Source organism: Agromyces sp. MMS24-K17, assembly GCF_043950245.1.
Lineage (GTDB): Bacteria > Actinomycetota > Actinomycetes > Actinomycetales > Microbacteriaceae > Agromyces.
This window is the reverse complement of record NZ_CP171640.1, coordinates 2,789,734-2,804,068: the sequence shown is the minus strand read 5'-3', so window position 1 is coordinate 2,804,068 and position 14,335 is coordinate 2,789,734. Positions and strand designations below refer to the sequence as shown.

The 14,335-nt window shown below is 73.2% G+C and carries 13 protein-coding genes; 3 read left to right on the top strand and 10 right to left on the bottom strand.

Features of this window, described 5'->3' with window-relative positions:
- Positions 1-55: 55 nt before the first annotated feature.
- From aroB to ACGGZK_RS12730, 10 genes are all read right to left on the bottom strand, one after another.
- Positions 56-1,138, bottom strand: a complete 1,083-nt coding sequence (gene aroB / locus ACGGZK_RS12775) for a 3-dehydroquinate synthase (protein ID WP_395243018.1) — start codon at positions 1,136-1,138, stop codon at positions 56-58.
- Positions 1,135-1,605 carry a shikimate kinase gene (locus ACGGZK_RS12770; RefSeq protein WP_395246085.1) on the bottom strand — a complete coding sequence of 157 codons (471 nt, stop codon included), beginning with the start codon at positions 1,603-1,605 and terminating at the stop codon, positions 1,135-1,137. The genes aroB and ACGGZK_RS12770 overlap by 4 nt, the downstream gene beginning before the upstream one ends.
- A gap of 97 nt (positions 1,606-1,702) precedes the next feature.
- Positions 1,703-2,923 (bottom strand): chorismate synthase, encoded by a 1,221-nt coding sequence (gene aroC / locus ACGGZK_RS12765; RefSeq protein ID WP_395243017.1) that lies wholly within the window; start codon positions 2,921-2,923, stop codon positions 1,703-1,705.
- An 84-nt stretch (positions 2,924-3,007) separates the two neighbouring features.
- Positions 3,008-3,844, bottom strand: coding sequence for a shikimate dehydrogenase (locus ACGGZK_RS12760; protein ID WP_395243016.1), 837 nt, complete (start codon positions 3,842-3,844; stop codon positions 3,008-3,010).
- On the bottom strand, positions 3,837-5,465 hold the full coding sequence (mltG, locus tag ACGGZK_RS12755) for an endolytic transglycosylase MltG (RefSeq protein WP_395243015.1): 1,629 nt from the start codon (positions 5,463-5,465) through the stop codon (positions 3,837-3,839). Before mltG ends, ACGGZK_RS12760 begins: the two co-directional genes overlap by 8 nt.
- A gap of 131 nt (positions 5,466-5,596) precedes the next feature.
- Positions 5,597-6,097 (bottom strand): Holliday junction resolvase RuvX, encoded by a 501-nt coding sequence (ruvX, locus tag ACGGZK_RS12750; RefSeq protein ID WP_395243014.1) that lies wholly within the window; start codon positions 6,095-6,097, stop codon positions 5,597-5,599.
- Positions 6,098-6,106: 9 nt separating this feature from the next.
- Positions 6,107-8,764, bottom strand: a complete 2,658-nt coding sequence (alaS, locus tag ACGGZK_RS12745; RefSeq protein WP_395243013.1) for an alanine--tRNA ligase — start codon at positions 8,762-8,764, stop codon at positions 6,107-6,109.
- A gap of 59 nt (positions 8,765-8,823) precedes the next feature.
- Positions 8,824-9,003, bottom strand: coding sequence for a hypothetical protein (locus ACGGZK_RS12740; RefSeq protein ID WP_395246084.1), 180 nt, complete (start codon positions 9,001-9,003; stop codon positions 8,824-8,826).
- 147 nt (positions 9,004-9,150) lie between these two features.
- Complete coding sequence (gene rpsD, locus ACGGZK_RS12735; protein ID WP_395243012.1) at positions 9,151-9,774, bottom strand: 30S ribosomal protein S4; 624 nt, start codon at positions 9,772-9,774, stop codon at positions 9,151-9,153.
- 187 nt (positions 9,775-9,961) lie between these two features.
- Positions 9,962-11,392 carry a replication-associated recombination protein A gene (locus ACGGZK_RS12730; RefSeq protein WP_395243011.1) on the bottom strand — a complete coding sequence of 477 codons (1,431 nt, stop codon included), beginning with the start codon at positions 11,390-11,392 and terminating at the stop codon, positions 9,962-9,964.
- A 108-nt stretch (positions 11,393-11,500) separates the two neighbouring features.
- On the opposite strand from ACGGZK_RS12730, the gene ACGGZK_RS12725 reads away from it, so the two are divergent.
- The 3 genes from ACGGZK_RS12725 (at position 11,501) to ACGGZK_RS12715 (ending at position 14,303) form a co-directional block, all read left to right on the top strand.
- Positions 11,501-12,289, top strand: coding sequence for a peptidylprolyl isomerase (locus tag ACGGZK_RS12725; protein ID WP_395243010.1), 789 nt, complete (start codon positions 11,501-11,503; stop codon positions 12,287-12,289).
- Positions 12,290-12,387: 98 nt separating this feature from the next.
- Positions 12,388-13,620: a DUF349 domain-containing protein gene (locus tag ACGGZK_RS12720; RefSeq protein ID WP_395243009.1), complete on the top strand. Its 1,233-nt coding sequence runs from the start codon at positions 12,388-12,390 to the stop codon at positions 13,618-13,620.
- Between the two features lie 116 nt (positions 13,621-13,736).
- Positions 13,737-14,303, top strand: a complete 567-nt coding sequence (locus tag ACGGZK_RS12715) for a hypothetical protein (protein WP_395243008.1) — start codon at positions 13,737-13,739, stop codon at positions 14,301-14,303.
- Positions 14,304-14,335 lie beyond the last annotated feature (32 nt).

Here is a 14,335-nt window from a genome sequence, read left to right as displayed (position 1 = left end):
AGCCTAGCGACGCGGCATCCGCACGTGCCCGTGGCGACCGCGCGCTCCCCCGCGCTCACGACGCGATCTCCTGGTAGGCGGCGAACAGCAGCGACTGGTCGGGCGCCTGCATGACCGTCGGCTTCGCGAGGTCGTCGAGCACGATGAACCGGAGCTGCCCGGCGCGCGACTTCTTGTCGCGCTGCATCGTCGCGAGCAGGGTGTTCCACCGCCCGGCCGGGTAGGACGTCGGCAGGCTCAGCAGGTCGAGCACGCGCTTGTGCCGGTCGGCGACGTCGTCGGAGAGCCGCCCGCTGAGGCGCGCGAGCTCGGCGGCGAAGGCCATGCCCACCGCGATCGCCGCCCCGTGCCGCCACTGGTAGCGCTCGGCGTGCTCGACCGCGTGGCCGAGCGTGTGCCCGTAGTTGAGGATCTCGCGGAGGCCCTGCTCGGTGAAGTCCTCGCTGACGACGTCGGCCTTCATCCGGATCGCCAGCTCGATCGCGCGCCGGAACTCGGGCGTCGTCGGGTCGGTGGCGCGGTCGGGGTCGGCCTCGACGAGGTCGAGGATCTCCGGGTACCGGATGAAGCCGGCCTTCACGACCTCGGCGAAGCCGGCGAGGATCTCGTTCTTCGGCAGGGTATCGAGCAGGTCGAGGTCGCACAGCACGGCCGCCGGGGCGTGGAACGCGCCGACGAGGTTCTTGCCCTCGTTCGTGTTGATGCCGGTCTTGCCGCCGACGGCGGCGTCGACCATGCCGAGCACCGTCGTCGGGACCTGCACGACGCGGACGCCGCGCAGCCAGGTCGCCGCGACGAACCCGGCGAGGTCGGTGACCGCGCCGCCGCCGAGGCCGACGATCGCGTCGGTCCGGGTGAAGTCGGCCTGGCCGAGGATCTGCCAGCAGAACGCGGCGACCTCGACGCGCTTGCCCGACTCCGCGTCGGGGATCTCGGCGAGGATGACCTCGTACCGGTCGACGAGCGACTCGCGGAGCTCGGCCGCCCGGGCGCCGAGCGTCGGCGCGTGCACGACGAGCACCTTGCGCGGCGCCTGGCCGAGGGCGTCGGCGAGGCCGGCGAGCACGCCGCGGCCGACGACCACGTCGTAGCCGCCCTCGTCGCCGCCGACGTGGATGGTGGTGGACTCGTCGGTCATCGGGCTCCTCCGAACCGCTCGGTGATGTCGGCGACGATCCGCGCGACCGAGCGGCGCGAGGTGTCGATCTCGAGGTGGGCGAGGCTGGCGTAGATCGGCTCGCGAGCGGTCGCGATGCGGATCCACTCGTCGACGCCGCCCTGGGCGAGCAGTGGTCGGATGCCGCCGACGAGTCGCGACGCGACCGCCTCCGGCGAGACCTTCAGCCACACCACGGGCAGGTCCGCGAGGTCGGCCTGCGTGTCCGGGTGGAGCACCGCTCCCCCGCCGAGCGAGACGACCGCGGGCTCGCGCAGCGCGGCCGCGACCGCCTCGCGCTCGAGCTCGCGGAACCGGGCCTCGCCGTGGTCGGCGAAGATCGCGTCGATCGGGCCGTGCCGTTCGACGATCCTGGCGTCGGTGTCGATGAAGGGCACGCCCGCGTCGGCCGCGAGCCGCTGGCCGATGCGGGTCTTGCCCGCGCCCATCGGCCCGATGAGCACGATCGGCAGCGGCAGCTCGACCGGAGGCGTCGACGCGGCCCCGGCCTCGCCGCCGAACCGGTCGTCGGGCTCGGCGGCGGGGTCAGGCACGGTCGGCGAGCACGGCCTCGGCCGTGCCGGCGGTCGCGAGCGCGTCGGGGATCGCCGCGAGGTAGCCCTCGAGGTTCCGACGCGTCTCGGCGACCGAGTCGCCGCCGAACTTCTCGAGGACGGCGTTCGCGAGCACGAGTGCGACCATCGCCTCGGCGACGACGCCGGCCGCCGGGACGGCGGAGACATCCGAACGCTGGTGGTGGGCCGGGGCGACCTCACCGGTCGCGACGTCGACGCTCGCGAGCGCGCGCGGAACCGTGGCGATCGGCTTCATGCCGGCGCGGACGCGGAGCACGGTGCCGGTCGACATGCCGCCCTCGGTGCCGCCCGCCTTGTCGGAGGTGCGCACGATGCCGCCCTCGCCGGGAACGAGCTCGTCGTGCGCGGCCGAGCCGCGACGGCGCGTCGTCTCGAAGCCGTCGCCGACCTCGACGCCCTTGATGGCCTGGATGCCCATGAGCGCCGCAGCGAGCTGCGCGTCGAGGCGGCGGTCCCAGTGCACGTGCGAGCCGAGCCCCGGCGGCACGCCGTAGGCCAGCACCTCGACGACGCCGCCGAGGGTGTCGCCCGTGCGGTGGGCGTCGTCGACCTCGGCGACCATCGCGGCCGAGGTCTCCGCGTCGAAGCAGCGCAGCGGGTCGGCGTCGATCGCGGCCAGGTCGGCGGGGGTCGGCAGCGCGGCGCCATCGGGCACGCGCACCGGGCCGATCGACAGCGTGTGCGCGATGGTGCGGATGCCGAGCTCGGCGAGGAACGCCTTCGCGACCGCGCCGAGCGCCACGCGGGCCGCCGTCTCGCGCGCGCTCGCGCGCTCGAGCACGGGACGCGCCTCGTCGAAGCCGTACTTCTGCATGCCGACGAGGTCGGCGTGGCCCGGGCGGGGCCGGGTCAGGGGCGCGCCGCGGCCGCGGCCGAGCTTCTCGGGGTCGATCGGCTCGGGGCTCATGACCTCCTGCCACTTGGGCCACTCGGTGTTGCCGACGCGGATCGCGACGGGGCTGCCGAGCGTGAACCCGTGGCGCACGCCGCCGGAGAAGGTCAGTTCGTCCTGCTCGAACTTCATGCGCGCGCCGCGGCCGTAGCCGAGCTTGCGACGAGCGAGGTCTTCGCGAACGGTGTCGAGCGAGATCGGGATGCCGGCGGGGAGTCCCTCGAGGATCGCCACGAGCTCGGGCCCGTGCGATTCTCCGGCCGTGAGCCAACGGAGCATGGGGTCAATCCTCCCACAGTCGGGGTACGGCCTCCGCCGCATGACGACGGGCGACGGGCCGCGCGGGGACGATGACGGTCGCGGTCAGCCGAGGGCGGCGCGCATCGCGCCCAGCACGGCGTCCTCGCGGGCCACCGGCTCGCCCGGGTCGCCGTTCACGAAGATCCGCACCTGCAACAGGGCCTGGTGCAGCAGCATGCCGAGCCCGTCGGAGATGCGGCCACCCGCGGTGAGCCAGTCGGCCGCGATCGCGGTCGGCCAGGTGCCGTAGACCACGTCGAGCAGGAACGCGTCGCGCTTCAGGGCGGCGGATGCCTCGAGCCCGAGGTCGGTGCCCCCGGGCAGCGTCGCCACGACGAGGTCGCGATCGCCCGGGGCATCCGCCAGCGAGCCGAGGTCCCGGACCGCCACCGAGGCGCCGAGGCGGGCGCCGAGGGCGACGAGGGGCGCCGCCTTCGCGGCGGTGCGCACGTAGACGTCGACGTCGCGGCCGCCGAGCTCGGTGATCGCGATGAGCGCCGAGGCGGCGGTGGCGCCGCCACCGACGATCGCCGCCGCGTCCACCCGGCCGAGGCCCTCCTCGCGGAGGGCGTTCACGATGCCGCCGACATCGGTGTTGAACCCGAGCCGGCGCCCGTCGGCGAAGCGCACGGTGTTCGCCGCACCGGCGACCTGCGCGATGCGGTCGAGCTCGTCGACCAGCCCGAGCACCTCGTGCTTCAGCGGGAACGTGAGCGACAGGCCCCGCCACGTGGCATCGCGGGAGTCGAGGAACCCGGCGAGGGCCGACTCGCCGACCTCGACCGCCGTGTACGCCCAGTCCAGGCCGAGCTCGCGGTAGGCGGCGGCGTGGATGCGGGGGCTGCGGGAGTGCGAGATCGGCGAGCCGAGGACCGCGAGGCGTGCAACCGGGTCAGTCACAGTAGCCCGTGTCGGCATTCGCCTCGCACCACTCGTGCAGTCGCGCCACGGCCGCGTCGTGCTCCTCGACCGTGGTCGAGAACACGGTCTCGCCGGTCTCGAGGTTCACGGGGACGAAGAACAGCCACGTGCCGTCGGCCGGATGGATCGCCGCGTTGATCGCCACGTCGCCCGGGTTGCCGATCGGCCCGGCCGGCAGGCCCGGGTTCGCGTACGTGTTGTACGGGTTCGACGCGTCGGCCCGCTCCTCGTCGGTCGTCCACACCGTGTCGGTGTTGCCGGTGCCGTACGCGACCGTCGCGTCGGACTCGAGGTTGATGCCCTGGTCGAGGCGGTTCTGGAACACGCGCGCGATCTTCGGGAAGTCGTCGGTGTTCGAGCCGGCCTCGCGCTGCACCACCGACGCGAGCACGATCGTGCGCCAGCGCTGGTCGGCGGGCACACCGGCCTCGTCGAGGGCCTGGAACTGGCGGTCGACGAGGGTCTGCAGCACGGCGTGCGCATCCTGGTTCGGGTCGAGCGTGTAGGTGCGCGGCGCGAGGAAGCCCTCGAGGCTCGTCGCCTCGGCCGGCAGGCCGTAGTTCGCCGGGGGCTCGGCCGCGGCGGCCTGGAGCTGGTCGAGCGGGATGCCGCTCCCCTCGGCGATCAGGGCGAGCGCGTCGGGCAGGGCCGTGCCCTCGGGGATGACGAAGGTGTTCTCGAGCTTGTTCGCCGGGTCGAGCAGGGCGTCGAGCGCCGATCGGGCGCTCATCTCCTCGGCGAGCCGGTAGGCACCGGGGTGGAACTCGGGCTCGGGGCTCTCGGCGAGGAGGACGTCGTAGAACGCGTCGTACGAGGCGGTGACGCCCTCGTCGACGAGGTTCGTCGCGATGTCGGAACCGGTGTCGCCCTCGTGGATCATGAAGGTGACCTCGCCGGTGCCCGAGCCCTCGAAGTCGGCGGCGGGCTCGAAGCGTGCGAGGAGCGCGTTCACCGGGCCCTGCAGGAAGAAGAAGGCTCCGGCGGCCAGTGCGACGAGGACCACCAGCCCGACGACGCAGCCCCAGCCGCCGCGGCGCTTGGGCTTCTCGTCGCCCCCGTCGTGGTGCTGGTCGATCGTCGAGGCCGCCAGGCGGCGCTCGGCACGGCTCGGTCGGCCTTCGCTGATCGGCTCGGTCACGCCGAGGAGTTCCGACAGGTCCGGTGCGGCGGGCCGTTCGGCGGCGGCGGGTCCGCCACTGCGCGCCGGCTCGGGTTCGGGCTCGGCCAGCAGGGCCGAGAAGGGAGTCGGCGGCGCGTCGGCTCGCCCGGGCGCAGCGTACGGCGCAGGCGCGGCGTGCGGGGCGGATGGCGCGGCGTACGGCGCGGGCGCGACCTGCGGCTGCGGCGGCTCGACCTGCCTCGACGCCTCGAACCGCGCATCCGCGGCGTCGGGCGCATCGCCATCCAGCGCCGCCTCCTGCTGGCGCTCGAGCTCCCGGATCTCGCGCCGGGTCAACGGTCGGCCGTCGGCGGCGAGCGGAACGGGACCGGTCTCCACGGCGACCGGCGGGCCTGCGGTGGAGTGCCCCGACGGCTGTGCCGCGGCCGAGCTCGCGGGCGGTGCGGCGGCCACGGATGCTGCGGGGTACGCCTGCGACACGGGCGGCGCCTCCGCGGCCGGGCGCGGGGACGGCGCTGCCGGGCGGGCGGACGGGTCGCCGGACAGCAGCGCGTGCCAATCGCTCGCAAGTGCGTCGTCGTGCGGCTCGCGAGGACCGGTGGGGAAACCGCTCACGGGGTCTGGGGCCCTTCGTCGTGCCGGAGCAGCCGCCCCGGCGCTTCGCCCGACGCTCGCTCGGCGTCGATGGCATGTTGCAATATGATAACGGCTGCCGCCTGATCGACCACTGAGCGTTGGCGTTTCGCCGATCGTCCGGCCGCCCGCAGGTCGCGTTGCGCACTCACGGTCGACAGCCGCTCGTCGACCAGGCGCACCGGCAGCGCCCCGCCGGGCAGTGCTCCACCGGCCGCCGCCAGGCGCCCGGCGAACGCGATCGCATCGTCGGTCGACGCGGTCGGACGCCCCGACAGCGACAGCGGGTTGCCGACGACGAGCTCGATCGCCTCGTGCTCGGACGCGATCTCGAGGATGCGCCGCACGTCGACCCCGTCGTCGTCGGCACGCCGCGCGACCGTCTCCACGGGCACGGCGAGCACCGCACCGGGGTCGCAGCGGGCGACCCCGATCCGTGCGCGGCCGACGTCGATTCCGAGCCGAACCCCGGATCGCATCGGCTCCGCCTACCCGGCGAACGCGGCCCGCGCCGCGTCGAGCGCAGCCGGGATGGCGCCGAGGTCGCTGCCGCCGCCCTGGGCGAGGTCGGGCTTGCCGCCGCCACCGCCGCCGAGGATGCCGGCCATGGTCTTCGCGAGGGCGCCCGCGTTCGCGCCCGCATCGCGGGCCGCCGGAGACGTCGCGACGATGGCGAGCGGCTTGCCGCCGACCTCGGCGACGAGCGCCACGACGGATGCCGCGTCGCCGAGCTGCCCGCGGACCGAGGTCGCGAGAGACCGCAGCTCGTCGCCGGACCCGAGCGACCCGACGGCCTCGGCGACGAGCAGGACGTCGCCGACGCGGGACGCCTTCGCCGCGAGGGCGGGGACGCGGTCGTTCAGCGCCCGCGCCTCGAAGGCCTGGATCTTCTTCTCGGCCGTCTTGAGGCTCTGCAGGAGGTCGCCGATGCGGTCGACGAGCTGGTCGGGGCGCGTCTTCAGGCTCTGCGTCAGCTCCTGCACGAGCGCGCGCTCGGCGGCGAACTGGCGGAACGCCTCGATGCCGACGAGCGACTCGACGCGACGGCTCGTCGCACCGACCGACGACTCGCCGATCAGGTTGATCATGCCGACCTCGGCCGACGTGCGCACGTGCGTGCCCGCGCAGAGCTCGCGCGACCACGGGCCGCCGATGTCCACGACCCGCACGACGTCGCCGTACTTCTCGCCGAACAGCGCCATGGCGCCGAGCGACTTGGCCTCGTCGAGCGGCATCTCGCGCGTGACGACCTCGAGGTTGTCGCGGACCGCGTTGTTCGCGATCTCCTCGATCTCGGTGCGCGTCTCGGGCGAGAGCGCCTTGTTCCAGCCGAAGTCGAGTCGGAGGTAGCCCGCCTTGTTGAACGAGCCGGCCTGGTGCGCGTTGGGGCCGAGCACCTGCCGGAGCGCGGCGTGCACGAGGTGCGTACCCGAGTGCGCCTGCGTCGCGCCGCGGCGGTAGTCCTCGTCGACGAGCGTCGTGGCGCCCTGGCCCACGCCGACCTCGCCGCGCACGACCTTGGCCGTGTGCGAGATGAGGCCCTTCACGGGCTTCTGCACGTCGAGCACCTCGAGCTCGAAGCCGTCGCCGACGATGCGTCCCTGATCGGGCGCCTGGCCGCCGGACTCGGCGTACAGCGAGGTCTCGGCGAGGATGACCTCGACCGTCTGGCCCGCCGTCGCCAGCTGCGCGGGCCGGCCGTCGACGAGGAGGCCGAGCACGCTGGTCTCGGTCGTGAGGTCGGTGTAGCCCGTGAAGACGGTCTCGCCCTTGGCGCGGAACTCGCCGTAGACCGACAGGTCGGCGAGCACCTTCTTCTTCGACTTCGCGTCGGCCTTCGCCCGCGCGCGCTGGTCGGACATCAGCGTGTCGAACGCGCCGCGGTCGACGGCGATGCCCGCCTCCTCGGCCATCTCGAGCGTGAGCTCGATCGGGAAGCCGTAGGTGTCGTGCAGCAGGAACGCGGTGTCGCCCGCGAGCTCCTCGCGACCGGCGTCCTTCGTCTTCGCGACCGCGAGGTCGAGGATCGAGGTGCCCGCCGACAGCGTCCGCAGGAAGATCTCCTCCTCGCCCTGCGCGAGCTGGGCGATGTGGCCGTAGTCGCGCTCGACCTCGGGGTACGCCGCCTTCATCGCGTCGCGCGACGCGGCGAAGAGCTCGCCGAACGTCGGTCCCTCGACGCCGATGAGGCGCATGGCGCGGATGCTCCGCCGGAGGAGGCGCCGCAGGATGTACCCGCGGCCCTCGTTCGACGGGGTCACGCCGTCGCTCATCAGCATGAGGGACGACCGGATGTGGTCGGCGACGATGCGCATGCGCACGTCGTCCTCGTGGTCGGCGCCGTAGCGACGGCCCGAGATCTCGGCCGCCAGGTCGAGCACGGGGCGCACCTGGTCGGTCTCGTACATGTTCTCGACGCCCTGCTTGATGAACGCGACGCGCTCGAGGCCCATGCCGGTGTCGATGTTCTTCTTGGGCAGCGGGCCGACGACGTCGAAGTCCACCTTCGAGGTGACGTTCGCGATCAGCTCCTGCATGAAGACGAGGTTCCAGATCTCGGTGAAGCGGTCGTCATCGACCGCCGGGCCGCCGTCGCGGCCGTACTTCGGGCCGCGGTCGAAGTAGATCTCGGAGCAGGGGCCGCCGGGGCCGGGCTGGCCGGTGTGCCAGTAGTTGTCGGACTTGCCCATGCGCTGGATGCGGTCGGCGGGCAGGCCGGCGATCTTCTGCCAGAGCGCCGCCGCCTCGTCGTCGGTCTCGTAGACCGTCACCCAGAGGTCGCGCTCGGCGAAGCCGAGACCGCCGTCGGCCTCCGACTTCGTGAGGAGGTCCCACGCGAACTCGATCGCGCCCTCCTTGAAGTAGTCGCCGAACGACCAGTTGCCGAGCATCTGGAAGAACGTGCCGTGGCGGGCGGTCTTGCCGACCTCCTCGATGTCGTTCGTGCGGATGCACTTCTGCACGTCGACGGCGCGCGGGAACGGCGCGGGCACGACGCCGGTGAGGTAGGGCACGAACGGCACCATGCCGGCGACGGTGAACAGGAGCGTCGGGTCGTCGCTGACGAGCGATGCCGACGGGACGACGGTGTGGCCGCGCTGGGCGAAGTAGTCGATGTAGCGGCGGCTGATCTCGGCAGTCTGCATGATTCCGTTCTGGATGGTTCGGTGCCCCGATGCGAGGGGCGGCGTCGTGTTCGGCGGCGTCAGCGATCGGCGCCGTCGCGGAGTTCCGCGTCGCGCTCGTGGTAGCCCTCGGCGATCGCCTGGCCGAAGTCGCGGGCCTTGGCGTTCAGCGACTCGAAGAACACCCGACCGTTCGCGGTCTGGTTGATCTGGTGCGCGGCGACGAACCCGGCGGCGACGCCGACTGCGAACCACAGCATGCTCTTCACGGAATACTCCCCGAATCGATCTCGCCCGGCTGTGCGCCGGGCATGGCCTCGACCAAGTCTAGTGGCCGGTTCCGGCCCCCGGACGCGACGAAGGGGCCGCGGGAGAACTCCCACGGCCCCTTCGGACGACGTCGTGCGTCAGCGAGCGGCGTAGTACTCGACGACCAGCTGCACGTCGCAGGTCACGGGGACCTCGGCGCGCTTCGGGCGGCGGACCAGGGTCGCCTGCAGCTTGTCGAGCTCGACCTCGAGGTAGCCCGGGGTCTTGGGGAGGACGTCGACGTGACCGCCGGCGGCCGCGACCTGGAAGGGCTCGGTGCCCTCGGAGCGCTGCTTGATGCCGATGTGCTGACCCGGCTTCACGCGGAAGGAGGGGCGGTCGACGATCTTGCCGTCCACGAGGATGTGGCGGTGCACCACGAACTGGCGGGCCTGCGCGATGGTGCGGGCGAAGCCGGCGCGCAGCACGAGCGCGTCGAGGCGCATCTCGAGCAGCTCGACCAGGTTCTCACCGGTCTGGCCGTCGGTGCGCTTGGCCTCGTTGTAGGCGATGCGGAGCTGCTTCTCGCGGATGCCGTACTGGGCGCGGAGGCGCTGCTTCTCGCGGAGGCGGACTGCGAAGTCGCTGTCCTGCTTGCGCTTGGTGCGGCCGTGCTCGCCGGGGGCGTACGGGCGCTTCTCCATGATGCGGGCGGCCTTCGGGGTCAGCGCGAGGCCGAGCGACCGGGAGAGGCGGGTCTTGCTACGTGCGCGGTTCGACACGTGGCTCCTTTCGGATGGAATTCTCGAACGATTCGTTCCCGGGCGCAGGCGCGCCGGGAAAATGTCAGAGGGATCGGCCAATGGGTCGACCGGCTACAGGTCGCACCCTTCGCCCCGTTCCCCGCGCAGCCGTTGCGGGAGATGGGCTGCAGGCCAGCGTCCATCGTACCATGCGCGGTCTCGGCGCTCAGTCGCCGCCCCGGACGATGCGGCGCAGCTTCGCGAGGCGCACCGACAGCTCGCGTTCGTTGCCGTGCTCGGTCGGCTCGTAGTACACCGAGCCGCGCAGCGGGTCGGGCAGGTACTGCTGCGGCACCACGCCGATCGCGTCGTCGTGCGGGTAGCGATAGCCCTTGCCGTGGCCGAGCCGCTTCGCCCCCGGGTAGTGCGCGTCGCGCAGGTGCTTGGGCACGCGACCCGACTTGCCGGCGCGGACGTCGGCGATGGCGCGGTCGATGCCGACGTACGCGGCGTTCGACTTCGGCGCCGTCGCGAGGTGCACCACGGCCTGCGCGAGCGGGATCCGCCCCTCCGGCATGCCGATGAACTGCACGGCGTCCGCGGCGGCGACGGCCACGCCGAGCGCCGTCGGATCGGCCAGGCCGATGTCCTCCGAGGCGAGCACGATGATGCGCCGGGCGATGAACCGCGGGTCCTCCCCCGCCTCGATCATGCGCGCGAGGTAGTGCAGCGCCGCGTCGACGTCGCTGCCGCGCACCGACTTGATGAAGGCGCTGATGACGTCGTAGTGCTCGTCGCCGTTGCGGTCGTACCGCAGCAGCGCCCGGTCGACGGCGAGGGCGACGATCTCGGCGGTCACCAGGGGGCGAGCAGCGGATGCCTCGCCCGAGTCATCCGCCTCGCCCGAATCTTCTTCACCCGAGCCGCCCGACGCGTCGCCGTCACCCGCCTCGCCCGGGGCATCCGGCTGGGCCGCCATGCTCGCCGCCGCGACCGAGGCCGCCTCGAGGGCCGTGAGCGCGCGCCGCGCGTCGCCCGACGCGAGGCGCACCAGCGCGGCCCGCGCCTCGGGGTCGACCTCGACCGCACCGCCGAGGCCGCGCGGATCGGCGACGGCCCGGTCGACGAGCGCGCCGACGTCATCGTCGGAGAGCAGTTCGAGCGTCAGCAGGAGCGAGCGCGAGAGCAGCGGCGAGATCACCGAGAACGAGGGGTTCTCGGTCGTCGCGGCGACGAGGATCACCCAGCCGTTCTCGACGCCGGGCAGCAGCGCGTCCTGCTGGGCCTTCGTGAACCGATGGATCTCGTCGAGGAACAGCACCGTCGACAGCCCGTAGAGGTCGCGCGAGGCCTGGGCCTCCTCCATCACCTGCCGCACGTCGCGCACGCCCGCGGTCACGGCCGAGAGCTCGACGAACTTCCGGCCGGAGGACCGGGCGATCGCCTGCGCGATCGTGGTCTTGCCCGTGCCGGGCGGCCCCCACAGGATCACCGACACCGACCCGCTCGTGCCGCTGCGGTCGCCGGCCAGGGCGATGAGGGGCGAACCCGGGCCGAGCAGGTGCCGCTGGCCCGCCACCTCGTGGAGCGAGGTGGGCCGCATCCGAACCGCGAGCGGGGTCGCGCCGGAGCGCAGTCCCGTTCCGAGCTCACCCATGCCGACCAGCGTAGCCGCGGCCTCCGACGCCGATCCCCGCACCGCGATTGGTACCCGCCCCTCCGCTTGCGTAGAGTCTGCGAGCAGGATTCCCGAGAAGGAGCACGCGTGGCGACGAACGACCGGCAGGCCCGAGAGGAACGCGCACGGCTGCGCACCTACCAGGCTCGGCAGGAGGTGCACGCCCGCAAGCAGCGGCGCCGTGTCCGCGACAACCTGATCGCCGGTGGCGTGCTCGTCGTGGTGCTGGCGCTCGCGACCGTGGTGCAGCTCGCGTACTTCTCCAGCGGCCCGGGCGCGCCCGAGCCCGTCGCCTCCGAGGCGCCCGCGACGGATGCCCCGACCGAGACCCCGGTCGCCGGCGAGAACCAGGGCGACGTGCCCTCCGCCGACCTCGCCGAGGGCCGCACCTGGACGGGCACGCTGACGCTCAACGACCTCGCGCTCGGCGTCGAGCTCGACGGCGCGGCCGCTCCGCAGGCGGTCTCCTCCGAGATCAGCCTCGCCTCCTCCGGGTTCTACGACGGGCTGACCTGCCACCGGCTCACGACCGACGGCATCTTCGTGCTGCAGTGCGGCGACCCGAACGGCGACGGCACCGGCGGCCCCGGCTACTCGTACGGGCCTATCGAGAACGCGCCGGTCGACGGCGTGTACCCGGCCGGCACGATCGCGATGGCGAGGAGCAGCGACCCGTACAGCCAGGGCAGCCAGTTCTTCATCGTCTACCAGGACAGCACCCTGCCGACGGACACCGGCGGCTACAGCGTCATCGGCCAGGTCACCAGCGGCCTCGACCAGCTCGTCGCCGGCGTCGTGTCGGGCGGCACGGCCGACGGCTCGACCGACGGCACGCCCGCGGTCCCGGTGACCATCACCTCGTTCACGCTCCAGTGACGAACGCCCGCAACAGGGCGCGCGCCGTGCAATAGGCTGGACGACGCACATTCGCGCCGCGATCCGATCGCGGCAACCGACCACGACAGGGTGAGGCCGTGACCGATTCAGTCCAGCAACCGTGGGGCCGCGTCGACGAGACGGGCACCGTCTTCGTCCGTACGAGCGACGGCGAGCGGGAGGTCGGCCAGTACCCCGACGGGAGCGCCGAGGAGGCGCTGGCCTACTTCGAGCGCAAGTTCCAGGACCTCGCCGGGCAGGTGACCCTGCTCGAGCAGCGCGTCCGGCGCGGCGCGCCGGCCGCCGACGTGGCGAAGGCCGTGTCGCACCTGCAGGCGTCCGTGCGCGACGCGCACGCCGTCGGCGACCTCGATGCGCTCGCCCGCCGTCTGGAGGCCCTCTCGGGCACCACGGCCGAGCTGACCGAGCAGCAGCAGGCCGAGGCCAAGGCCGCCGTCGCCGACGCCCTCGCCGAGCGCACGCGCATCGTCGAGGAGGCGGAGGCGCTCGCGGCGCAGGACCCGGCCAAGACGCAGTGGAAGCAGACCGGGGCGAGCCTCGACCAGCTCTTCGCGCGCTGGCAGCAGCACCAGCAGGACGGCCCGCGTCTGCCGAAGAACGAGGCGAACGAGCTCTGGAAGCGGTTCCGTGCCGCTCGCTCGACCATCGAGCAGCACCGCAAGGCGTTCTTCGCCGAGCTCGACGCCTCGCACCGCGACGTGCGGGCCCGGAAGCAGCGGCTCATCGAGCGCGCCGAGGCGCTCGCCCCGCGCGGCGGCGACGCGGTCGCCGACTACCGCGCGCTGCTCGACGAGTGGAAGCTCGCCGGTCGCGCGGGCAAGAAGCTCGACGACGCGCTGTGGGCGAAGTTCAAGGCCGCCGGCGACGTGCTCTTCCAGGCGAAGGCCGAGGTCGACGCCCTCGAGGACGAGGCCTATCAGGCCAACCTCACCGAGAAGCTCGCGCTGCTCGACGAGGCCGAGCCGCTGCTCTCCGAGCAGGACCCGAAGGCCGCCCGCGCGGCGCTCGGGAAGGTCCAGCGCCGCTGGGACGAGATCGGCCGCGTGCCCCGCGACCAGGTCCGCGTCGTCGAGGACCGCCTCCGCAAGATCGAGAACCACGTCCGCTCCCTCGAGGACGAGCGCTGGCAGCGCGAGGACCCCGAGAAGAAGGCCCGCTCCGAGGGCATGCTCGGGCAGCTCCAGGACGCGATCGCGAAGCTCGAGGCCGAGCTGGCCGCGGCCGAGGCGGCCGGCGACCAGAAGGCGGTCGCCGCGGCCAAGGAGTCGCTCGACGCCCGCCGCGCCTGGCTGAAGGCCATCGGCGGCTAGACACCACCCGCCTCACGACCGAGGGTCCGTTCCGCACCGCGGAGCGGACCCTCGGTCGTTTCCACATATCCCGCTCGCGAGGTCGCCGGACCCTCCGGGCGCGCCACGATGGGGGGATGCCACGACTCCCGTCCGTCCTCGACGCCGACGACCTGCCGCTGCCCGAACTCATGGCCGCCCGCCTCGACGGCGAGGTGATCGGGCTCGGCACGGCGTGGGTCCCCGTCGACGAGCCCGATCTCGCCACGCTCCGGGCGGCGGTGCTCGCGAAGCAGCTCCCCGAGGGCCTGATCGCCGACCGCCGCTCCGCGGCCTGGGTGCTCGGGGCGCTCGTCGTGCCGCCCACTCCCCCGCAGGCGTGCGTGCCCTACTCGGCCCGCGTCGCGACGCGCACGACGTTCGCGCACGGCATCCGGGAGGTCGTCATCGGCGACGCCGACATCGTGACGATCGGCTCCATGCGCTGTACCGGCCCCCACCGCACGGCGATGGACCTGCTCCGCGACGTCGAGGCGTCGGACGCCGCCGCCGTCGCAGCGGCCGCCGCAGTGCTGGCCTTGGACGAGGGCCTGGCCGACGAGGTGCACGAGCGCCTGGTCGCCGCGTTCCGGCTGCCGAACAAGGCACTCGCGCTCTCGCGCCTCACGGCGGCGCGACGGCTCGCCGAGCGGCTGGCCGGCTGAGCCGGGACGACCGAGCCGGACGGTTCCGCGGG

Excerpts from the sequence above, each read along its gene's own strand:
- aroB (WP_395243018.1), bottom strand. The coding sequence starts at position 1,138 with ATGACCGACGAGTCCACCACCATCCACGTCGGCGGCGACGAGGGCGGC.
- ACGGZK_RS12770 (WP_395246085.1), bottom strand. The coding sequence starts at position 1,605 with ATGGGCGCGGGCAAGACCCGCATCGGCCAGCGGCTCGCGGCCGACGCG.
- aroC (WP_395243017.1), bottom strand. The coding sequence starts at position 2,923 with ATGCTCCGTTGGCTCACGGCCGGAGAATCGCACGGGCCCGAGCTCGTG.
- ruvX (WP_395243014.1), bottom strand. The coding sequence starts at position 6,097 with ATGCGATCCGGGGTTCGGCTCGGAATCGACGTCGGCCGCGCACGGATC.
- alaS (WP_395243013.1), bottom strand. The coding sequence starts at position 8,764 with ATGCAGACTGCCGAGATCAGCCGCCGCTACATCGACTACTTCGCCCAG.
- ACGGZK_RS12740 (WP_395246084.1), bottom strand. The coding sequence starts at position 9,003 with ATGCTGTGGTTCGCAGTCGGCGTCGCCGCCGGGTTCGTCGCCGCGCAC.
- ACGGZK_RS12730 (WP_395243011.1), bottom strand. The coding sequence starts at position 11,392 with ATGGGTGAGCTCGGAACGGGACTGCGCTCCGGCGCGACCCCGCTCGCG.
- ACGGZK_RS12715 (WP_395243008.1), top strand. The coding sequence starts at position 13,737 with ATGCCACGACTCCCGTCCGTCCTCGACGCCGACGACCTGCCGCTGCCC.